This window comes from Barnesiella intestinihominis YIT 11860 (assembly GCF_000296465.1).
GTDB lineage: Bacteria > Bacteroidota > Bacteroidia > Bacteroidales > Barnesiellaceae > Barnesiella > Barnesiella intestinihominis.
Genome location: NZ_JH815203.1, coordinates 555,857 through 576,806, shown reverse-complemented (window position 1 = coordinate 576,806; position 20,950 = coordinate 555,857). Strand labels below are relative to the sequence as shown.

Sequence of the window (20,950 nt, the reverse complement as noted above, 5' to 3'; positions counted from 1 at the left end):
CATTATTTTACAAAGTGTTTTGTGGAATACTTTCGTACACGATTCGATGTGTCGTAAATTGTATTCCGGTGCTATATTGTGTCATATAAAATTATATAATATTATACCGTTGCTTATGAAATCGATCAGTCCTAATTTCTTTTACACGGCGGCCTCTTTTGCTGTATTGGGTGGTCTCGTTTCTTGTCAAAGTAGACAGAAACCATTGAATATCGTTTATATTATGACCGACGATCATACGTCTCAGATGATGAGCTGTTATGATACACGGTATATAGAGACTCCTAATCTCGACCGCATAGCGAAAGATGGAGTGAGGTTTACCAACAGTTTTGTTTCTAACTCGCTCAGCGGGCCGAGCCGGGCTTGTATGTTGACCGGGAAGTTCAGTCATAAAAACGGGTTTACCGATAATACGACCTGTAAATTTGATGGAACTCAGCAGACCATGCCGAAACTGTTGCAGCAGGCTGGTTATCAAACCGCTATTGTCGGGAAATGGCATTTGGAAACATTGCCTACGGGATTCGACTTTTGGGAAATTCTGCCGGGTCAAGGCGATTATTATAATCCCGATTTTATTACGCAGACAAATGATACCGTGAATAAAAGGGGATATGTGACCAATATCATCACAGACGAGAGTCTCGATTGGTTACAAAACAAGAGGGATAGAAGTAAACCTTTCTGTCTTTTTATCCATCATAAAGCAATACACCGCAATTGGATGGCCGATACTTGCGATTTGAATTTATATGAAGATAAGGAGTTTACTTATCCCGAAAATTTCTTCGATACTTATGATGGTCGTTTGGCTGCCGCTTCGCAAGAAATGAGTATTGCAAAGGATATGGATTTGATTTACGATTTGAAAATGCAGCGATCTGATAAAGAAACTCCTTTAAAATCGTTATACGAACAATTTTATGGGCGTATGGATTCGGCCCAGAAAGCTGTATGGGATAAATTTTATACTCCTATTATCGATAAATTTTATAAAGATGATTTGAAGGGGGAAGACTTGGTACGTTGGAAATACCAACGTTATATGCGGGATTATGCTAAGACGGTGAAGTCATTGGACGACAATGTGGGAAAGGTACTTGACTACTTGGAAAAGGAAGGATTGCTTGATAATACGCTTGTCGTATATACTTCGGATCAAGGGTTCTATATGGGAGAACATGGGTGGTTCGATAAACGCTTCATGTATGAAGAGTCAATGCGTACCCCTTTGATTATGCGTCTTCCAGAAGGTTTTGATAAGCGAGGAGACATTCCTCAATTGGTGCAGAATATAGATTATGCTCCGACATTCCTCGAACTGGCGGGTGTTTCTGTTCCTTCCGATATACAGGGTGTGTCGTTGCTCCCGTTGCTAAAAGGAGAGTCGCCTGCCGATTGGAGAACTTCTCTGTATTATCATTTCTATGAATATCCGGCAGAGCATGCGGTAAAACGTCATTACGGCGTTAGGACCGATAGGTATAAATTGATACATTTCTATAACGATATAGATGTGTGGGAGTTGTATGATTTGCAAAACGACCCGATGGAGATGCACAATATTTTCGGACAAGAGGGAACCGAGCAGGTTACAGCCGATTTGATGAAAGAGTTGAAGCGACTGCAAGTCCAGTATGACGACCCTATTTTGAAAGAATTTCCTATTGGTGAATGAATAAAACGGTGAATGGTTGATATGAAGATAAGAAAAGCGTTAGTCTTAGGCTCTTTTTGGTTTTGTGCATCTTTTTGTATAGGAGCTCCGGTCGCAAATACCTTTTTACCTGTGGTTCCGGTTCCAGCAGAGTATTCGGTAGGTGAGGGATATTTCTATTTCAATGCCGATATGAAGTTCGGGGTTGAAAATGAATCTCAGTTACGTATGGTATCCGACTTTGTAACTCTATTGGGGCGGCAGACCGGTTTTATACCTAGCATTATGATCGGTTCTGAAACGGCCGATGTACGATTGAAAACAGTTACGTCTTTGCCCGATGAGGCATATAATTTGATCGTTACCTCGGAAAAAATTCTAATAGAATCTGCGGGCGATGCCGGATTCTTTTATGCTTTACAATCGCTACGCCAACTATTGCCGGCAGGTGTGGTAGAGGGCAAGAAGCAGAATAGAACGATGGAGTATAAGATCCCTGTGATGACTGTTAACGATCGTCCTCGGTTCGGTTATCGGGGGCTTATGATAGATGTATCGCGGTATTTCATGCCTAAGCACAATTTATTGAAGATTATAGATGCAGCTTCGTTTTTGAAAATAAATAAGATACATTTGCATTTGGTCGATGATAACGGTTGGCGATTGGAGATAAAAAAATATCCGCGATTGACGCAAGTGGGAGCTTGGCGGGTGAAACGCGATGAGCCTTTTCCGAATCGTAGGAATCAAGAGGAAGGAGAACCTGTCTCTGTCGGAGGGTATTATACTCAGGACGATATGAGAGAGATTATTCGATTTGCCGCATTACGGCAAATCGAGATTATTCCCGAAATAGAGATGCCGGCTCATACGAACTCTTCATTGGCTGCTTATCCTGAATTGGCATGCCCGGTCGTAGATCGTTTTGTCGGTGTGTTGCCCGGTATCGGTGGTAAAAATTCAGAGATCGTTTATTGTGCCGGTAATGACAGTGTCTTTTCGTTTCTGGAAGATGTAATTGACGAAGTGTCGGAACTGTTCCCTTCTAAGTATATTCATTTGGGGGGAGACGAAGCCTCGAAGGTAAATTGGGCGAAGTGTCCGAAATGTCGGGCTCGCATGGAGGCCGAGCATATAGAACATACCGAGGAGTTGCAGAGCTATTTCATGACTCGTATGAGCAATTATGTAAGGAGCAAGGGTAAAGAAGTGATGGGTTGGGACGAATTAACGAACAGCACATTGCCCGAAGGTGCGATTATTTATGGTTGGCAAGGTTTTGGAAAAGCGGCGTTGAAAGCTGCCGCACAAGGGCATCGGTTTATTATGACGCCTGCTAGGAGTCTTTACTTTATCCGCTATCAGGGGCCTCAGTGGTTTGAGCCTTTGACCTATTTCGGAAATAATACATTAAAAGACGTATATACTTATGAGCCCGTTCAAGAGGAATGGAACCCTGTTTATGAGGATTTGTTGATGGGGGTACAGGCATCTATGTGGACAGAATTTTGTAATTCTCCCGATGATGTGGAATATCAGTTATTCCCTCGGTTATTGGCGTTGTCTGACATCGCTTGGGCAAAAAAAGGGACAAAAGACTGGCCCGATTTTTTGAAAAGGATCGATAAGGTTTTGCCTCATATCGAGGCAATGGATATTACTTGTGCCCGCTCGATGTACAATATAGATCATAAGGTTACCCCAAAGGGGAAAAAGTTGTTGGTGGAGCTTTCGTGTATTAGGCCTGATGTAGAAATCCGATATACCGAAGATGGAACGGAACCTGTCGCATCGTCGAGTCTTTACGCTTCTCCCTTGACGGTAAAGAGTACGACCTGTATGAAAGCCGCGACTTTCATGAACGGAGAGAAAATGGGGGAGACTTTGCTCCTGGATTTACAGTGGAACAAGGCTACGGGAAAAGAGGTATTGGCTTCGAATGAAAAACGATATGTGTTGACCAATGGTATTAGAGGCAGTTTGCGTCATACCGATTTCGAATGGGCCGGGTGGTATGACGAAGATGCATCGTTTGTTCTGGATATGGGAAAAAGGACTCCGGTGAAAGAAGTTCGTATAGGGTGTATCACTAACTCTGGAATGGCCGTTCATAAACCTTCGCTAATTCGGTTATCTGTATCGAACAATAAAAAAACATTCGTTCCGGTAGGAGAGATTACTTTTTTTCAGGAGGATATTTTTAAGAATCGTACAGCCGTGGAAGATGCCGTTTTCAGTGGGTTGGATTTGAATGCCCGATATTTGAAGCTCGAAATGGAAAATCCCGGACTTTGTCCCATCGGAGATATACGTGAAGATCAGAAGATATGGATGTATTTCGATGAGTTGATTGTAAATTAAAATAATTAATACTTTTTTCTCCGGTTGTAAATAAATGGCCTGTTCGAGGGAAAGTGTAAAAAAATATGTTTATTTTAGTAGAAAAATAGATATGAAATCGATACCGTTGATATTACCGTTAATGGCACTCCCAATTTCGGGACAAGCCGAAAAGAGAGGGAACGTGGAGATGCCGCAATGTCCGAATGTCGTGTTCATCTATGCCGATGATATAGGCTATGGCGATTTAAGTTGTAATGGATCTAAGACGATAAATACTCCGAACGTGCAACGCATGGCTACCGAGGGAGTGAGATTTACTAATGCTCATAGTGCTGCGGCTACCAGCACACCTTCCCGTTATGCGATGTTGACCGGCGAATATGCATGGCGTAGGGAAGGTACGGGTATTGCCGATGGGGATGCGGGAATGATTATCCGTCCCGAACGATACACGTTGGCCGATATGTTCCGAGATGCCGGATATGCTACCGGGGTTGTCGGTAAGTGGCATTTGGGGCTCGGAGATGAAAAAGGGACACAAGACTGGAATCAACGGTTGTCGCCGAATCCTGCCGATATAGGATTTGATTATTCTTATATTATGGCCGCTACGGGCGATCGAGTCCCTTGTGTATTCGTAGAGAATGGGGCGGTTGTAAATCTTGATCCGGAAGATCCTATTTATGTCAGTTATAAGCAGAATTTTCCGGGAGAACCTACGGGGAAAAAGAATCCTGATTTATTGGTTATGCATCCTTCGCATGGTCATAACCAGAGTATCGTCAATGGCATTTCTCGTATTGGATATATGAAGGGCGGAAAATCTGCGTTGTGGAAAGACGACCAAATTGCCGATGAGCTTACAAACAAAGCTGTTTCGTTTATCGAGAATCATAAGGACGAACCTTTCTTTCTCTATTTTGCCACGCAGGATGCACATGTTCCCCGTGTACCTAATGAACGCTTTGCCGGGAAATCGGGTATGGGGCCGAGAGGAGATGTCTTGTTGCAGTTCGATTGGAGTGTGGGTGAGATTTTATCGGCTTTGAAGAAAAACGGATTAGATAAAAATACAATTATTATCTTGTCGAGCGATAACGGCCCGGTTGTAGACGACGGATATAAAGACCAGGCTGTGGAGCTATTGGGAGAACATAAACCCGGAGGGCCTTTCAGGGGTGGTAAATATAGTTCTTATGAGGCGGGGACCAGAGTCCCTTGTATTCTTCGCTGGGTAGACACAGTGAAGCCGACCGTTTCGGATGCGTTGGTATGCCAAATTGATTGGTTCGCTTCGTTTGCCTCGTTGTTGGGAACCGATTTACCCGAGGGGGCTGCTCCTGATAGTGAGAATTATTTAGATACGTGGTTGGGAAAAGAAGCCGAGGGGCGTCCTTATTTGGTTGAACAGAATGCACAAAATAATTTATCGATTACTTCCGGCGAATGGAAGTATATAGAACCCGGAAAAGGAGAGCCATTCAATAAAAATGTCGGTATTGAAACAGGTAATAGTTCTCTTCCCCAGTTGTACAATTTGCATAAGGACTTGGGAGAGCGGAAAAATGTAGCCGAACAATATCCCGATGTCGTCGAAGAATTAGCAGCGAGATTATTGGAAATAAAAGACGGGCGAGTTGCTCTTCCGCTTAAATGATAACGGAAAAAATTTGTTGAAATATATCCATTTTAAGAATAAGATGATGAAAAATAATATCCTGTTTTTGATTTGTATGTTGTTGTGCCCGTTGGGAAAGACTTTCGCTAAGGTAGAGACACCGGAGTGGCAGAGCCAATATGCCATAGGCTTGAATAAATTGGCTCCTCATGCTTATGTTTGGCCGTATAAAGAGGGGGATATAAACAGCGTGCGGGCACAAGACTATGAACAGTCTCCTTATTATATGAGCTTGAACGGCACGTGGAAATTCAATTGGGTACGGAATCCCGATAAGCGTCCGGTGAATTTTTACCGTCCCGACTTTTATACCGGTGGCTGGAATGATATACAGGTTCCGGGGAACTGGGAATGCCAGAATTATGGTATCCCTATATATGTGAATGAGACATACGAGTTTGACGATCCGATGTTTCATTTTAAGAAAAATCCTCCTTTTGTTCCCTATGAGGATAATGAGGTCGGTTCTTATCGCCGTACATTCGTTTTGCCTGAATCTTGGATAGGACGTCGTATCGTCTTGTGTTTCGAGGGTGTTACTTCTTTTTATTATGTGTGGCTCAATGGGGAGCTTTTGGGATATAATCAGGATTCCAAAACCCCGGCTGAGTGGGATATTACTAATAAGGTGAAACAGGGTGAGAATACACTCGCTGTCGAAGTTTATCGTTGGAGTGCGGGGGCGTATCTCGAATGTCAGGATATGTGGAGATTGAGTGGAATCGAACGCGATGTTTATCTGTATAGCACTCCCGAAGAGTATATTGCCGATTATAAAGTAGTTTCTCCATTGGATAAAAATTTGTATAAAGATGGGGAGTTCTCTTTGGACGTGCATATAGGTGGTTTGAAAGGCCGACACGGCATAACGGTTCATTATGGATTATTCGATGCCGATCATCGAATGGTCGCACAGGACGGCGGTTCTCCGGTGCGAGACAGTATCGTATCGTTTGATGCGATTATTCCTGATGTTAAACCGTGGAATGCCGAGCAGCCTTATCTCTATACGTTGGTTGTCGATTTGAAAGACGAGCAGGGGCAAGTAATAGAAACGACGGGGTGTCCCGTGGGTTTTAAAACCTCTGAGATTAAGAATGGTCGTTTTTGTATCAATGGAGTCCCTGTGTTGGTAAAAGGAGTGAATCGACACGAGTTCTCAGAACAGGGCCGTACGGTTAGTAAAGAGTTGATGTTGAAAGATATACAACTGATGAAGCAAAATAATATCAATACAGTGCGTTGTGCCCATTATCCTAATCATTCCTATTGGTATCAGTTGTGCGATCGGTATGGTCTTTATGTTATAGACGAGGCGAATATCGAATCTCATGGAATGGGGTACGGTCCGGCGACTTTGGCTAAGGATACATCGTGGTTGAGTGCACACATGGACCGCACCCGCCGTATGTATGAGCGGACAAAGAATAATCCTTCGGTTACGATTTGGTCGTTGGGTAATGAAGCCGGCAACGGAATTAATTTTGAGAAAACTTACGAGTGGCTGAAATCGGTGGAGACTAACCGTCCGGTACAATATGAACGGGCAGAACAAAATTTCAATACCGATATTTATTGCCGTATGTATCGTAGTATAGACGAGATAAAGGCTTATCTTGCACAACCGGATATTTATCGCCCCTTCATTCTTTGTGAATATGCTCACGCTATGGGTAACAGCGTGGGGGGATTGAAAGATTATTGGGACGTTTTCGAGTCAGAACCGATGGCTCAGGGCGGTTGTATTTGGGATTGGGTGGATCAATCTTTCCGAGAGGTAGATTCCGACGGTCGGTGGTATTGGAGCTACGGAGGGGATTATGGTCCCGAGGGTGTCCCTTCTTTTGGTAGTTTTTGTTGTAATGGGTTGGTAAATGCTGTCCGGGAACCACATCCTCATTTGTTTGCTGTGAAAAAAGTATATCAATATATCAAATCTCGTTTGATAGATAACGAGAATTTGACGGTTACGGTCAAGAATTGGTATGACTTTACCGATTTGAAAAATTATACTTTGCATTGGAATGTGACCGCCGATAACGGGAACATATTGGCTCAGGGAGAGGTGATAACGGCTTGTGCCCCGCACGAGACGGTAGAGATTGTTCTTGGGAAAGTGAAACTGCCTCGTGATGTGAAGGAGGCCTATCTGAATCTTAGTTGGACTCCTAATCAAGCCTCGGCTTTTGTGGACACGAATTGTGAAGTGGCATATGACCAGTTTGTACTTCTTGCCAATTCCAAATATGAAGCAAAAATAGATTTACCGTCAGGTACAAAATTAGAAAGAGACGGATATACGTGGTTTAACGATAAAGTATCAGCTACGGTTTCTCCTGAGACAGGTGCATTGATTTCATATAAATATCGAGGTGAAGAATGGCTTTCACAACCGGTGGAACTATCGCTATATCGACCTTTGACCGAGAATGACAAAAAAGACAAACATGGAGGCATGCTTTGGAAGAAAGCGGGGTTGGATAAAATTTCCCAGAAAGTGACATCGATAAAGCCCTCTAAGAATGGTTTTACGGTCGATGTTTCTGTTCTCAACGCAAAAGACAATGAGATAGGAACCGGGAGCTTTGTCTATACATTGGATCGGAAGGGTATGTTAAAGATAAATACTGTCTTTACTCCCGATACAGCTATCGTGAAGTCATTGCCTCGGGTGGGATTGACATTCCGTATGCCTGTGGCGAATTGTTGCGATGTGACTTATTTAGGTCGGGGTGATTTTGAGAACTATGTAGATAGGGCTGCCGGGAAGATAGGAATTTATGAGACTTCGCCTTTCGCTATGTTTCATTATTATGTGATGCCCCAGTCTACCGGTAATCGCATAGATACCCGTTGGCTGGCGTTAACCGGAGAAAAGGGTAGTGGCTGGAAAATAATTTCCGACAAACCGTTCCAGTTCAGTGTATTACCTTACTCGGATATAAACATCGAAGCTGCTACACATATCAATGACCTGAATTTTGACGGTGAAGTGACAGTCCATGTGGATGCTGCACAAACTGGGGTAGGAACTGCGACTTGCGGACCGGGTGTGCTGCCTGTCTATTGGCTGCCGTTAGAATCCTATGAGTTTGATTTTACTTTTATCCCGGTAAAGGAATAAATTCGGATAGGTTTTGAACGGGGCGAAATCGGGAGCCGTATGATTATGGCTCCTTTTTATAGGTAGAGATTTTGCCACGACAGAAGAAAAGGAATCCGTTTTAGTGATTGTTACACTAAAACGGATTCCTTTGTAAATTTATAGTTATTATCGTTTTTTCAATTTATAGGTTTCTTGCTTTAAGAATTTCTCCAATTCTTTAATGGTGGGATATTGAGCCAACGTTTCGGGAGAAATGGCGTCTCCCACAGAGATGCGTATAGTTTTGTGTTCTTTTTTGAATACTTCGGCAGGTAATCGCATGGCGCACATTTTCCAACTGAATATCCTTAATATCGTATAAAATAGCGAGTTATGTCCATGAAAGAAAATGGGGACGACGGGTTTCTTTAATTGCTGAATCAATCTGATTATACTGGATTGCCATTCTCTATCTTCAATGCGAAGGTCCCATCTTAGTTTAGAGACAGCCCCGGCGGGGAAAAAGCCGAGAGGATGTCCGTTTTTAGCTTGAAGTAGAGCCTCTTTTATTCCATTGAGGGAGACTTTTCGTCTGTCTGGATTGGAGTAGGGGTCTACGGCAATGAAATTGTCGGACATGGCTTCGACATGGTTCAATATCCAATTGACCATGACTTTGTAGTCGGGGCGGCGATTGGCAAGTAGTTTGATGAGAATAACGCCATCGAGTGCTCCGAACGGGTGATTCGAGACTGTGATGAAAGCACCTTCGGGTAAGTTATCGAGTTTCTCTTCGTGGTCGATTTGGCAAGTGATGTCCAAATCGTCTATAATAGAATTGCAAAATGCTGCTCCCCGATAATCGCAGGAGCGATCGTACAAAGCATTGATCTCGTTGATTTTGCAAAGGTTGAAAAGGTATTTGAGAATCTTGGTTCCACTTTCGCTTTTGAACTGGGGTGCAATGTCTTGTAAATCGGATATATTTAATACGTATCTTTTCATTTTTGAGCTTGTGTCGGTTAAATCGAAAAGTGCAAAAATACAAATAACTGGCAGAATTTTACGGTTGATAGCGATATTTTATTCAAATAGGGGTTTATATAGAGAGCGCATAGCTGATACTCATGTAAATGAGCATACCTATAATGTCATTGGTGATGGTGATAAAAGGCCCTGTGGCTATGGCTGGGTCTATTTTGAATCGTTCGAGGGTTAAAGGGACGAGAGTCCCGAAAATGGAGGCAAAAATCACTACGGCAAACAAGGAAAGCGATACGGATACCGTAGTCGCTATATTGTCGAGGAAAAACCAGTTGTAAACGAATACGAGTAGGGATATCATGCAGGCGTTGATCAGGGCTACGCCTAATTCTTTGAATAATTGTTTTCCCGCCGTTTTTAAATCTAATTTACCGTTCGCTAAACCTTGTACTACGATGGCCGATGATTGTATTCCCACATTTCCTCCCGTACCGCCGATTAGTGGTATGAAGAGTGCTGTGGCCGGATTTTTAGCGATGTTCGATTCAAAATTTCCTAAGATTACCGAGTTTGCCAACCCTCCGACCATACCGATGAGCAGCCACGGTAGCCGGGCTGCCGTTTGAGTGAAAACAGTGTCGTTCGATTCCACGTCTTGGGACAAACCCGATGCCAATTGATATTCTCGTTCCGATTGTTCACGAACTTCGTCCATGATGTCGTCGACCGTAATCTGCCCTACCAAACGTCCGATACTGTCTATCACCGGTACGGCTACCAAGTCGTATTTTTCGAAAGTCATAGCTACGTCATTGATAGGAGTATCGGTCTTTACCGATACAGGGTCTTTACGCATGACGTGCTTTATCTTTGAGGCAGAGGGATTGGTAATCATTTTTTTTAGGGGGAAAACTCCTTTCAATCTGTCGTCATCGTCCACTACATAGACATAATAAAGCTGCCCTAGCTCTTCTGCTTGTATCCGCATTTGTTTGACGCATTCGGGCATACTCCAATTTTCGTTTACGACAACCATTTCTGTTCCCATGAGACCACCGGCGGTGTCTTCATCGTATTTCAACAAGTCAACGATGTCTCCGGCTTGTTCTACGTCGTCGATGTGGGAGAGGATCTCTTCCTGAGCGTCTTCGTCCATTTCCCGAATGAGGTCCACGGCATCGTCGGAATCCATGTAGTCGATAAACTGTTTGGCGATGACTTCGCTTGGCAGTTGTTTCAACATTTTTTCCCGATCGTCTTCATCTAGTTCGAGAAGTACATCTGCCGCTTTTTCCCCGTCCAAAAGCATGTAGATATACTCTGCTTCGTCGAGGTTCAACTGTTGATATAGTTCCGCTATATCGGCCGGGTGCAAATCTTTCAGTAATTCACGGGCTTTGTCTTTTTCGTCGTTTTTAATGATTTGCTGAACATTTTGGATATATTCGGGTGTAAATTTATCCATGTTTTTCCCTCCTTATACTTTGAGACCGGAATGTCGTTTTCGTAAATATTCCGGTAGATTATTCATTTTATAATGTAACTTTCCAATAGATTTGTCAAATCTATGAATTGTTTGACCGATAGCCGTTCGGGGCGTTCGTTGAAAATCGGTTCTGCCAATATTTTACAATCTTGTCCGACCATACTTTTTAATGAGTTCCGCATGGTTTTTCGCCTTTGATTGAATGCGGTTTTTACGATTCGTTTGAATAGAGGTTCATTACAACCTAATTGCCGGACTTGGTTTCGTGTCATTTTGATGACTGCCGATTTGACTTTCGGTGGGGGATTGAATACGTGTTCGGGGACTGTGAATAAATATTCTATTTCATACCAAGCTTGCAGCAATACACTCAAAATACCGTAAGTTTTACTGCCCGGAGGGGCAGCCATTCGTTCGGCGACTTCTTTTTGAATCATGCCGCTGCAACAAGGTATATGATCTTTGTATTCGAGTACTTTGAAAAATATTTGACTGGATATATTGTAGGGATAGTTTCCTATAACGCAGAAATTTCCAGAGAACAACTTCGATAAATCGAGTTTTAGAAAATCTTCTTCTAAAATGTGTCCTTTCAATTCGGGAAAATTTTCTTGTAAATATTCGATCGATTCATGGTCGAGTTCGACGACTGTCAAATCGTGTCCTTTGGATAGGAGATACTGAGTTAAGACTCCCATGCCGGGGCCTACTTCAAGTATGGGAGTATTTTTGTAATTGTCGAGCGTATCGGCAATGGCTTGTGCGATATTCAAATCGATGAGAAAGTGTTGCCCTAACGATTTTTTAGGTCTAACTATGTAGCTCATGAAGGGTTCGTTTCAGTTGTCAGTCAATAAATTTTTTCTCACAGAGATTTTTCATACCTCTGCCAGCTACAAAGTTGAAGATAAACCTTTATCTTTGCAACCTACAAAAGTATAACAAATTTTTAAAACGGGAAAATTGAAAAGGATAATACGGGATATTGTAAAATATCTGCTTCCTCTGCTTTGTGGTGTGTGGTTGTTTTGGTATGTCTACCAGAAATTGGATATGAATACCATTTTTCAAATCCTCAAATCAGATGTGAATTATTTTTGGATTATCCTATCTATGGTTATTGCAGCATTCAGCCATATTGCCCGTGCGTTTCGCTGGCGTTTGCAGTTGCGAGCGTTGAATATAAACCCGTCGATGCGGGTTTTGATAAACGCTATTTTCGGCACGTATGCCATGAATCTGTTGTTTCCCCGGTTGGGAGAGGTTTGGCGTTGCGGTTATGTGGCTCAGCGAGAGAAAGCATCATTTACGAAAGTATTGGGATCTATGGTTTCCGATCGTCTCTCCGATACGGTAATGCTCGCGATGCTTACGTTTGCGGTATTCATGGTTCAAATGAAGCCGTTCCGTCAATTTTTGAATGAGAATCCTTCTATCGAAACAGGGGTGATGAATGTATTGACTTCGGTGTGGCTCTATGTTGGAATCTTTATATGTATTGTCGCTGTCGTTTGGTTTTTCTGTACGAACAGTCGGAGCAAGATTGTATTGAAGATAAAGAATTTTATGGCCAACATCTGGGACGGTTTTGCCTCGATTATTACGATGAGAGGGAAATTTTGGTTCGTATTCTATACCCTGTTTATTTGGTTCTGTTATTTTATGCAACTGTATGTCTGCATATTCGCTTTCCCCGGTATGGAAAATTTGACGGTCTCGGCGGTCTTGTTGCTTTATGTATTGGGTAGTTTGGGTATGTTACTTCCCGTGCAGGGCGGAATCGGACCGTGGCATTTTGCTGTAATTGCCGGGTTGTCCTATTATGGCATAACCGGTAACGAGGCGGGGGCATTTGCTTTTGTGGCACATGGCTCTCAAATGGTGCTAATCGTTCTGATAGGTATATATGCCTTTATTTCGATGGCGTGTGACAAAAAGAAACCAAAGGGTGAAAGGATTATGGCAGAGGTCATGACAGAACTTCCAAAGTCGAATCGCCCTTAAAAATATTATTGGTAAATAAAATTTTCACTATGGACAACAAAATCACATCTCTTCAACCACAGGCAGTATGGAAATATTTCAATGCGATTTGTCAAGTGCCTCGTCCGTCGGGTCATCTCGATAAAATCACCGAGTATATAATGGGTGTAGGTCGTTCTTTGGGATTGGAGACCATTTTGGATAAGGCCGGGAATGTCATTATTCGCAAACCTGCCACACCCGGTATGGAAAACCGCAAGCCGGTTATTCTTCAAGGACACATGGATATGGTTCCTCAGGCGAATAAATCGGTGAACCATAATTTCGAGACCGACCCGATCCTTCCTCGTATCGACGGTGAGTGGGTGAGCGCTACCGAAACGACATTGGGAGCTGATAATGGTATCGGTATTTCTTCGATTTTGGCGATTCTCGAATCGAAAGAGATACAGCATGGGCCTATCGAAGCTTTGTTTACTAACGACGAGGAGACCGGTATGTATGGAGCCATAGGGCTTGAACCGGGTGAGTTGCAAGGTGAAATATTATTGAATACCGACTCGGAGCAAGATGGCGAATTGTATATGAGCTGTGCCGGAGGGGTAGATGTAAATGTCGAATTTAAATACAAAGAGGAGGCTTATACTCCGGTTGCCGGTGAAATAGCTTTGAGATTGACTTTGGGCGGATTGCATGGCGGTCATTCGGGTGTGGATATTCATTTGGGGAGAATGAATGCTAACAAGGAGATGTTCAGGTTCTTGAAAGAGGCTGTATCGGAGTATGGAGCTCGTTTGGCTCATTATAACGGAGGAACGTTGCGAAACGCCATACCGCGTGAAGCAGAGGCTGTGGTGACTATTTTATCAGAAGATAAAACCGATTTCATGGCCGCTGTCGATGAGTTTTTCTCCACTTTGAGACGGGAATATGGTTTTATTGAAGATAGGTTGGTTTTTAAAGCCGAGGAGGTTTCACTCCCGAAAACTCTTTTGCCGGAAGAAATACAAGACGATCTTATCAATGCCGTTGTCGCTTGTCATAATGGCGTGTATCGTATGATTCCTGATGCCCCAGAGGTGGTAGAAACATCGTCCAACCTTTCTATTGTGCGTACTTCGGAGGGGCTTGTCGAAATACAGATTTTGGTGCGGAGTTCGAGTGAAACCATGAAAATGGCATTGGCATCGGAATTGGAAAGTACTTTTGCTTTGGCAGGAGCCAGAGTGGAGTTTGATGGTGCATATCCCGGCTGGGAACCTAATTTTAAATCGGATATATTGAACCTGATGAAAAAAATATATCCGAGAGTTACCGGGAAAGAGGCCGACGTAAAAATGATGCATGCCGGGTTGGAGTGTGGTATTATCGGAGCTAATTATCCGGGATTGGATATGATTTCCTTTGGTCCTACTATTAAGCACCCTCACTCACCGAATGAAAAAGTTGAGATTTCTACGGTCGAGACTTTCTGGAAGTTGTTGGTGGCAGTCCTTGAAAATATTCCGGAAAAAGATTAAATACAATATTCGTTAAAAGCCGTCGATATGGAAAGCGGTATCGACGGCTTTTTTGTTTGTTGTATATGTCGTATATAAAAATGTTATCTTTGTATGGAAAATGAGAGCCTTCCAGTAAGTTTTCCGCTGGTGTGAAAACAGGGCGTGCATTCGTTGTTCGACAAAGTGTTTTTGTAATTGGATAAGAAGATACTTTTTGAAAAGTGGGATAATTTGAGTAAATTTTGAAAAATATAAATGAGATGGATAGTCATGTAAATCAAAATGAATCGAGTAACCAACTCTCTGGCAAGGTGCGTCGATCATTCCGTCGTTTCATTCGGGTTGCCATTGTATTGCTCCTATTGGTTGGGGGAGCTTTTTTTTATGTGCGTTATTATTTTGTCTTTGGTTCGGGGGTAAAAGCCGGTACTTTGAATTATGTCGTAAAAAAAGGATATGTATTCAAAACCTATGAGGGAATTCTCATTATGGAAGGTTTTCGCACCGAGAGCCGGGGAACGTTACAGTCCAATCAATTTGTCTTTTCTGTGGATAATGCCAATTTGGCAGACTCTCTCATGCGATTGAGCGGCCGTCATGTGGAGCTGAAATATAATGAATATCTTGGAGCTTTGCCCTGGCGTGGATATAGCAATTTTATAGTAGAAGAGATTTTATCTGTGAAGTAGAAAATAGATAATCTATTTCTCTTTTATATCTTCGAAATCTATATATTCTCCTTCGTCGTCTTGGATAACCTTTTTGTTCTTTTTCGTATGGGTGTACCATGTGGTACGCCCTTTGTTGTTTTGTCCCTGTTGTCCTTGTTGAAAGGGATTCCTAACGCTGTTTTTCTTTCCGAAGAAGAACCGGAGGATAAGTTGAAATATACCTATAATGGGTACTATGAAGATAATAAAAGCTATGATGAGGAGCAGTCCAAGAGCATGCATAATTGATACTTGTTAAGTTTATGTATGTTAGAACAAAAACCGTTCCGTTTTTGTTGTTAATGCTTCTTGGCTGTCAACAGCGATAATATTATATACAAGCCTATTGTTGCGGCGAGGCCTGCCAGTCCGAAAAAGATAAGGAAAATTGCGGCAGCGATTAAAATCAAGTAACGAAGATAATTTTCTTTTAACTTCAAGTTCTTGAATTTTAGAGAAAACATGGGAATCTCCGAAATCAATAGGAAAGAGAAGAGAATGACTAAGCAGACGATAGCGTATCCACAGGCTTTGTCCTCTATTTGTAAGCCGGCTTGACATATTCCTATCCAAAAAAGAGCGTTGGCAGGAACGGGCAACCCGATGAACGAGGTTGTCTGACGAGCATCGATATTGAATTTTGCTAAACGAAGTGCGGAGAAAACAGGAATAAGCAACGCACTTAATGCCCACCAGATCTGATAGGAATCATTTATTCCATGAAAGACGCTGTCGTATAGCATGAAATGCATGGCCATGAATCCCGGTGCAAGCCCGAAGCTGATAAGATCGGCGAGTGAATCCAATTCTTTTCCCATCGGAGAGTAAGCATGGAGCAAACGTGCCGCCATGCCGTCTAAAAAGTCGAATAATGCGGATAACCCTATGCATAAAGCAACTATGTCGTACTCTCCTTTGTATGCGAAAAGACAGGCAAAACACCCTGAAAGGAGATTGAGACAAGTAATACTATTAGGGATATTTTTTGTAATGGCATTCATGAGAGCTTTATTTTAGACGGGCTATTTCGGTGAGGTCGCCTATTGTTTTATCGTGTAGAGCTACTTTAATATCGCAATCGAGCGGAAGGTACAAATCTACGCGTGAACCGAATTTTATAAAGCCCATGTGTTCGTCGATGTCACAGGTATCACCGACTTCGGCGTAAGTTACAATGCGACGCGCCACTGCACCGGCAATTTGTCTGACTAAGATTTCCTCACCATTTTCAGCCTTAATGACTACTGTGGATCTTTCGTTGTCTGTGCTTGATTTAGGTAAATAGGCTGCCATAAAACGGCCTTGTTGATGACTTACATGGATTACTTTTCCGGCAACGGGAAACCAGTTGGCATGTACGTTGAATATATTCATAAAGATAGAAACTTGCATACGTTTGTCATGAAAGTATTCATCTTCGAGAACTTCTTCAAGAACGACTACGACACCGTCTGCCGGTGCGACTATGGCATTTTTGGGATTACCTTTGAAATGCCGTTTGGGAGACCGGAAAAAATTAACTACCAGAAAGAAAAATATAATGGAGGCGGCGTGGATTAGATAAGCCAGCCATGTTATTTTTATCCATAGATAAACCGGCAAATTCAAAAGAGCCAGAATGATAAAAAGAATAAGTAATATGTTTTTCCCTTCTCGGTGTATTTTCATTTTCATCTTTTAACTCGATTTAGAAGTAGCGAACAAAGGTAATAGTTATTTACGGAAAGACAAAAACAAGGACTCTTTTTTGTATGATTGGGAAAGTGAATGAGAATTATAGACCAGTTCATAATTAATTTTATAGTTATAAGTTTGTAAATGTCGATATTTTTTATTTATATTGCGTAATCATGAAAAACAAGAGATTATGGATATCGGGCGAATAGCTCATGGGGGCGTATATATTTATCGGGGGGAATTAGATTTCATGGCGAGGACAATATTGGATTCTCCTCACATGGAAACCGGAGGTAATTTGTTGGGCTATTGGACGCCGAACGGAGATGCCGTAATCATGTATGTATTGGGTCCCGGTAGAAGGTCGGTCTGTCGTTTTACCAGTTTTATACAAGATGCTGATTATTTGCAGTTGCATGCCGATAGATTATTCGAAGAGTACCATCTCTCCCATATCGGTGTGTGGCATTCGCATCATGGTTTGGGATTGTCGTATCCGAGCGGAGGCGATGTGCAATCGATACAAGAGGGTATGCTGGCAGACGGGCTGTCGCGGTGTATATTGGCTATTGGAATTTGCGATAGGGCAGGGGCCTCTGTCAATGCTTTTTCTTTTGTATGCACAGGTGAAGGGGTAAAGATGAACTTAGTGCCGTGGAATGTGGTGCAAGGAGACGGTTCGGTAAGGAGTCGTTATGATACGGCTTATCGGGATTCTGTGATAATGCCGCAGGTCAAAGAGGCTGTGTATCATGAGTTGAATATGATTCCGGTACAACAGATGCCGCCGGAGAATGGCGTGAAGTTCGATACCGGTTTTTGGTTGAATAATAAAGAAAACCGTTTGCAGTTGAAGCGTATCGTCTCTTATATACAGTCGAAATATTCTGATGTGAAACTGTTGAAAGTAGATGACATGACTATTGAAATCAGATTCGATATACCTCGCCGGTCTTCTTGGAGGATTGTTTTCGATAAAGATTTTCCGAATCGGGCGCCTTACGTTGTCCGGTATGAAGCGGGAGAAACTACTTCTTGGAGCTTAGGGGCATTGGGAAAAAACGGTACACCTCACTGGCTTTCGTCGTTTTCAGAGATGGGACAATCGGTTATTAACAGTTTAAAATATTTATCGATATGACTTATGACAGATATCAAATAGAATTAGGTGTATTGCAAAATTCGACGATAAAATCGAAACAGTACAAATTTATGGATATGGACACGCCGTATCCGTATTTGGCGGTCGCCATTCAGACTAATTCTCTACGATGTTACGTGGTGAAAATAGACCTTTCGGACAATTATCCCTATAATATACCGAAGGTTTTTATTACGAGTCCTAAACCCTTGTTGACGCGTTCCGGCGGTAGTATGCTGCAAGCCAGTCACAGTATGCATACGCTTACCGGAGAAAACGGCTGTGTGAGGGTTTGCCATTACGGTTATGAGGATTGGGCTCCGAATCGAATAACTTTGTATCAGATTATTATTAAGGTTCGCATTTGGCTCGAAATGTATGAATGTCATCTGAAAACGGGAAAGACGCTCGATGAATTTTTGAAAGGGGCAAATTATTAATCTATTAAAGAATATAACTAACTATGGGACTATTTGGAAAAAAACAAACTGACGATTGTGAAGATTTGGGTGAAGCTCTGGCTCAAACCAACAGTGGACGTAGAGAAGTAGAATTGGTTATCGGAGACGATGGAGAACTGGAAGCGATGACTCCCGATGAAGCGGAAAAAAGCGGAAAGGAAAAAGTGGGCACGACAATAGGAACCAAACCTTATTATAATGATAAAGAATAAGGTGCTATGGAACCGATAGTGTACATTTATCAGGATCATTTGCAGGATTTTTGGAATAGCGGGCAATCACAATGTTTCGGCGCTGCTTTTGAGTGGAAAGGCGAACAGGTTTACCATGTCTACATCAAGTATCCGCAGGTGGCTCCGACAGGATATTCCATGCCTTGTCTCTTTCGGGTAGTCGATACTGACGATTATGAAAAGGCCGAAGATGTGGCTTTGTCTGTTTATGCATCGATGCCGGAAGAGGCAAAACGAGTTCCGGTCGTTATTGTTTGCATTCATGTCGAAGACACGAACGTCAGCTCTCGTGCTTTTATTGTCGATGACGGAAGAATCATCGAGGCGGTTGTGAAATATGTGCCTCGCAAGAGTGAGCTTTATACTCGCAGTAAAGGGCTACTCGAAGTGGGAGCGTTGGAGGCGAAAAAGGTCCTTATCGTAGGGTTAGGCAGCGGTGGCGCACCTATTGCCGTCGAGTTGGCGAAAGCCGGTGTAGGGCATTTTATACTGATGGATTTCGATCGTATAGAATTGCACAATATCGCTCGTCATATCTGTGGGGTGAACGAATTGGGACGGCTCAAAGTAAATGCCGTGAAAGATGCCATATTATTGAAAAATCCGTATGCGCAAGTAGAGACCTACGATATCGATATGAATAAGCATCTCGATATTCTTGAAAAATGTGTGGCAGAATCGGATCTTACCATAGCTGCGACGGACGAGTATGCGAGCAGATATAACATCAATGCCCGTTTGGTGAAATTGGGTAAAGTGGGATTGTTTGGCCGGGCTGTCACTCGCGCCGAGGGTGGCGATATATTACGCGTAAGACCGGGTGGACCGTGTTATGCCTGCTTGACGGGGAATCCTATTTATCATCAGAATGACGAGATTACCGATGTGCGTCGGGCCAGAGAGTTGGGAGTTATACCGGCATATGTGTCGGACGAGGATGCTCATGCGATGGTTCAGGTGGGATTATCGACCGATATCGCACCGATTAACAATATGATGGTAAAATTGGCATTGAACGAGCTATCTCGTGGAATCGAGTGTGGCATATCTTCGCTGATAGAAGAGTTGACCTATGATTATTATATTTGGGCCAATCGTCGGGATTTCCAATTTGCCAACTGGGCTCCATTCAATCGGAATCCGAATAGACATTTGACGATACTCCGTTGGTATGGAGTAAAATTGAAAAAAGATTCCGAGTGCTTGGAGTGTAGATAGTTTTTGGGGCTATGGGCGATCGTATCATTACGTTGCGTAACGGGACTCGTGTGAATATGTCGACCGGTGAAATCATTTCACAGGGAAGGCCGCAATATCCTCACCGGCCGAGGCGTTCGTTTTGGCGAAGGGTAGGCGATGGTTTTTCTCGATTTTTCGGTTTTGTTTGGTCTGTGTTGGCTTTTATTTTATCGGCTGTGGTTTTCATATGGAAGGCTATGGGGTATATCATTTTGTATGGAGGATTGTTGAGTATTATCGTTACGGTGATCTCTGTTTGGATTAGCGATGGTTTTTTCTCTGCGTTAATTGCCGGTGTCGTCAGTTTCTTTGTGTGGGGACTTGTCGTGGGTGTCGCCGATAAATTGGGAATGTTGCCCGATTAGAAAATGGGCATGGTTTATACTAATATTTACACCTTTTCGAAGCATATAAAAAAGAGAGAAGTGGAGTTGTCTTTGCGATTGAATTAAACCTCCTCCTCTGTGTTTTGCACAGCAAAATAAAGGGGGCCGCAGGACGGAGGGGTTAACCCTTACAGCCAAAAAGTCTATAAAATCTTTTCAACCCCTCTCCTCAGAAACTGCCGTTTCTTCGGTGTCTCTCCTATATTGCTAATGCAGCACCCCGTAATGTTACGGGACACGGCAGGGGAGAAGGAGAAATGCAATCCATCGCATTCGCCAAAATTTATGTCTATCCCCACTGTTTTTTATAGGACCGTGTTAATGCGAAAATAGGTTATACTTCGGCATTTCCAAATAAATTTGTTTCTGCTCTTGGTTTACA

At 42.7% G+C, this 20,950-nt stretch carries 18 protein-coding genes; 12 read left to right on the top strand and 6 right to left on the bottom strand.

Annotated features, from left to right (window positions below; genetic code table 11):
- Positions 1–115: 115 nt before the first annotated feature.
- The 4 genes from HMPREF9448_RS02415 (at position 116) to HMPREF9448_RS02400 (ending at position 8,805) form a co-directional block, all read left to right on the top strand.
- Complete coding sequence (locus HMPREF9448_RS02415; RefSeq protein WP_040295924.1) at positions 116–1,681, top strand: sulfatase family protein; 1,566 nt, start codon at positions 116–118, stop codon at positions 1,679–1,681.
- 21 nt (positions 1,682–1,702) lie between these two features.
- Positions 1,703–4,021: a beta-N-acetylhexosaminidase gene (locus HMPREF9448_RS02410; protein WP_157260318.1), complete on the top strand. Its 2,319-nt coding sequence runs from the start codon at positions 1,703–1,705 to the stop codon at positions 4,019–4,021.
- Between the two features lie 121 nt (positions 4,022–4,142).
- Positions 4,143–5,660: a sulfatase family protein gene (locus HMPREF9448_RS02405; protein WP_371417642.1), complete on the top strand. Its 1,518-nt coding sequence runs from the start codon at positions 4,143–4,145 to the stop codon at positions 5,658–5,660.
- Positions 5,661–5,703: 43 nt separating this feature from the next.
- On the top strand, positions 5,704–8,805 hold the full coding sequence (locus HMPREF9448_RS02400) for a glycoside hydrolase family 2 TIM barrel-domain containing protein (RefSeq protein ID WP_040295822.1): 3,102 nt from the start codon (positions 5,704–5,706) through the stop codon (positions 8,803–8,805).
- Positions 8,806–8,952: 147 nt separating this feature from the next.
- Here the strand turns inward: HMPREF9448_RS02400 and HMPREF9448_RS02395 are convergent, their stop codons facing one another.
- From HMPREF9448_RS02395 to rsmA, 3 genes are all read right to left on the bottom strand, one after another.
- Positions 8,953–9,771 carry a lysophospholipid acyltransferase family protein gene (locus HMPREF9448_RS02395; RefSeq protein WP_008860988.1) on the bottom strand — a complete coding sequence of 273 codons (819 nt, stop codon included), beginning with the start codon at positions 9,769–9,771 and terminating at the stop codon, positions 8,953–8,955.
- A gap of 94 nt (positions 9,772–9,865) precedes the next feature.
- Positions 9,866–11,215 carry a magnesium transporter gene (gene mgtE, locus HMPREF9448_RS02390; protein WP_008860987.1) on the bottom strand — a complete coding sequence of 450 codons (1,350 nt, stop codon included), beginning with the start codon at positions 11,213–11,215 and terminating at the stop codon, positions 9,866–9,868.
- A gap of 62 nt (positions 11,216–11,277) precedes the next feature.
- Positions 11,278–12,063 (bottom strand): 16S rRNA (adenine(1518)-N(6)/adenine(1519)-N(6))-dimethyltransferase RsmA, encoded by a 786-nt coding sequence (gene rsmA / locus HMPREF9448_RS02385; protein WP_008860986.1) that lies wholly within the window; start codon positions 12,061–12,063, stop codon positions 11,278–11,280.
- Between the two features lie 136 nt (positions 12,064–12,199).
- Here rsmA and HMPREF9448_RS02380 point away from each other — a divergent pair, with 136 nt between their 5' ends.
- From HMPREF9448_RS02380 to HMPREF9448_RS02370, 3 genes are all read left to right on the top strand, one after another.
- Positions 12,200–13,240, top strand: a complete 1,041-nt coding sequence (locus HMPREF9448_RS02380) for a lysylphosphatidylglycerol synthase transmembrane domain-containing protein (protein WP_008860985.1) — start codon at positions 12,200–12,202, stop codon at positions 13,238–13,240.
- A gap of 29 nt (positions 13,241–13,269) precedes the next feature.
- A complete protein-coding gene (locus HMPREF9448_RS02375; protein ID WP_008860984.1) occupies positions 13,270–14,739 on the top strand; it encodes an aminoacyl-histidine dipeptidase in 1,470 nt (489 codons plus the stop codon).
- 242 nt (positions 14,740–14,981) lie between these two features.
- Entirely contained in the window at positions 14,982–15,410 is a 429-nt protein-coding gene (locus HMPREF9448_RS02370) for a hypothetical protein (RefSeq protein WP_229042395.1), read from the top strand.
- A 12-nt stretch (positions 15,411–15,422) separates the two neighbouring features.
- Here HMPREF9448_RS02370 and HMPREF9448_RS02365 read toward each other — a convergent pair whose 3' ends face one another.
- Genes HMPREF9448_RS02365 through HMPREF9448_RS02355 form a run of 3 tightly spaced genes read right to left on the bottom strand, consistent with a single transcriptional unit; the run spans position 15,423 to position 17,099 of the window.
- Positions 15,423–15,674, bottom strand: coding sequence for a DUF4834 family protein (locus tag HMPREF9448_RS02365; RefSeq protein ID WP_008860982.1), 252 nt, complete (start codon positions 15,672–15,674; stop codon positions 15,423–15,425).
- A 56-nt stretch (positions 15,675–15,730) separates the two neighbouring features.
- Positions 15,731–16,432 carry a CDP-diacylglycerol--serine O-phosphatidyltransferase gene (gene pssA / locus HMPREF9448_RS02360; RefSeq protein WP_008860981.1) on the bottom strand — a complete coding sequence of 234 codons (702 nt, stop codon included), beginning with the start codon at positions 16,430–16,432 and terminating at the stop codon, positions 15,731–15,733.
- A gap of 7 nt (positions 16,433–16,439) precedes the next feature.
- Positions 16,440–17,099 carry a phosphatidylserine decarboxylase family protein gene (locus tag HMPREF9448_RS02355; RefSeq protein WP_040295821.1) on the bottom strand — a complete coding sequence of 220 codons (660 nt, stop codon included), beginning with the start codon at positions 17,097–17,099 and terminating at the stop codon, positions 16,440–16,442.
- 199 nt (positions 17,100–17,298) lie between these two features.
- Between HMPREF9448_RS02355 and HMPREF9448_RS02350 the strand changes: the two genes are divergently transcribed.
- Genes HMPREF9448_RS02350 through HMPREF9448_RS02330 form a run of 5 tightly spaced genes read left to right on the top strand, consistent with a single transcriptional unit; the run spans position 17,299 to position 20,547 of the window.
- Positions 17,299–18,249 (top strand): MPN domain-containing protein, encoded by a 951-nt coding sequence (locus HMPREF9448_RS02350; protein WP_008860979.1) that lies wholly within the window; start codon positions 17,299–17,301, stop codon positions 18,247–18,249.
- Complete coding sequence (locus tag HMPREF9448_RS02345) at positions 18,246–18,689, top strand: hypothetical protein (RefSeq protein ID WP_008860978.1); 444 nt, start codon at positions 18,246–18,248, stop codon at positions 18,687–18,689. Before HMPREF9448_RS02350 ends, HMPREF9448_RS02345 begins: the two co-directional genes overlap by 4 nt.
- Before the next feature lie 23 nt (positions 18,690–18,712).
- Complete coding sequence (locus HMPREF9448_RS02340) at positions 18,713–18,922, top strand: hypothetical protein (RefSeq protein WP_008860977.1); 210 nt, start codon at positions 18,713–18,715, stop codon at positions 18,920–18,922.
- A gap of 6 nt (positions 18,923–18,928) precedes the next feature.
- Positions 18,929–20,161, top strand: a complete 1,233-nt coding sequence (locus tag HMPREF9448_RS14085; RefSeq protein ID WP_008860976.1) for a HesA/MoeB/ThiF family protein — start codon at positions 18,929–18,931, stop codon at positions 20,159–20,161.
- Between the two features lie 11 nt (positions 20,162–20,172).
- Positions 20,173–20,547: a hypothetical protein gene (locus HMPREF9448_RS02330; RefSeq protein WP_008860975.1), complete on the top strand. Its 375-nt coding sequence runs from the start codon at positions 20,173–20,175 to the stop codon at positions 20,545–20,547.
- Positions 20,548–20,950 lie beyond the last annotated feature (403 nt).

Bases quoted from the DNA above. Each gene is read 5' to 3' on its own strand.
- HMPREF9448_RS02355 (WP_040295821.1), bottom strand. From the start codon at position 17,099: ATGAAAATACACCGAGAAGGGAAAAACATATTACTTATTCTTTTTATC.
- HMPREF9448_RS02395 (WP_008860988.1), bottom strand. From the start codon at position 9,771: ATGAAAAGATACGTATTAAATATATCCGATTTACAAGACATTGCACCC.
- HMPREF9448_RS02340 (WP_008860977.1), top strand. From the start codon at position 18,713: ATGGGACTATTTGGAAAAAAACAAACTGACGATTGTGAAGATTTGGGT.
- HMPREF9448_RS02350 (WP_008860979.1), top strand. From the start codon at position 17,299: ATGGATATCGGGCGAATAGCTCATGGGGGCGTATATATTTATCGGGGG.
- HMPREF9448_RS02375 (WP_008860984.1), top strand. From the start codon at position 13,270: ATGGACAACAAAATCACATCTCTTCAACCACAGGCAGTATGGAAATAT.
- rsmA (WP_008860986.1), bottom strand. From the start codon at position 12,063: ATGAGCTACATAGTTAGACCTAAAAAATCGTTAGGGCAACACTTTCTC.
- HMPREF9448_RS02330 (WP_008860975.1), top strand. From the start codon at position 20,173: ATGGGCGATCGTATCATTACGTTGCGTAACGGGACTCGTGTGAATATG.
- mgtE (WP_008860987.1), bottom strand. From the start codon at position 11,215: ATGGATAAATTTACACCCGAATATATCCAAAATGTTCAGCAAATCATT.
- HMPREF9448_RS02415 (WP_040295924.1), top strand. From the start codon at position 116: ATGAAATCGATCAGTCCTAATTTCTTTTACACGGCGGCCTCTTTTGCT.
- HMPREF9448_RS14085 (WP_008860976.1), top strand. From the start codon at position 18,929: ATGGAACCGATAGTGTACATTTATCAGGATCATTTGCAGGATTTTTGG.
- HMPREF9448_RS02400 (WP_040295822.1), top strand. From the start codon at position 5,704: ATGATGAAAAATAATATCCTGTTTTTGATTTGTATGTTGTTGTGCCCG.
- HMPREF9448_RS02370 (WP_229042395.1), top strand. From the start codon at position 14,982: ATGGATAGTCATGTAAATCAAAATGAATCGAGTAACCAACTCTCTGGC.
- HMPREF9448_RS02345 (WP_008860978.1), top strand. From the start codon at position 18,246: ATGACTTATGACAGATATCAAATAGAATTAGGTGTATTGCAAAATTCG.
- HMPREF9448_RS02405 (WP_371417642.1), top strand. From the start codon at position 4,143: ATGGCACTCCCAATTTCGGGACAAGCCGAAAAGAGAGGGAACGTGGAG.
- pssA (WP_008860981.1), bottom strand. From the start codon at position 16,432: ATGAATGCCATTACAAAAAATATCCCTAATAGTATTACTTGTCTCAAT.
- HMPREF9448_RS02410 (WP_157260318.1), top strand. From the start codon at position 1,703: ATGAAGATAAGAAAAGCGTTAGTCTTAGGCTCTTTTTGGTTTTGTGCA.
- HMPREF9448_RS02365 (WP_008860982.1), bottom strand. From the start codon at position 15,674: ATGCATGCTCTTGGACTGCTCCTCATCATAGCTTTTATTATCTTCATA.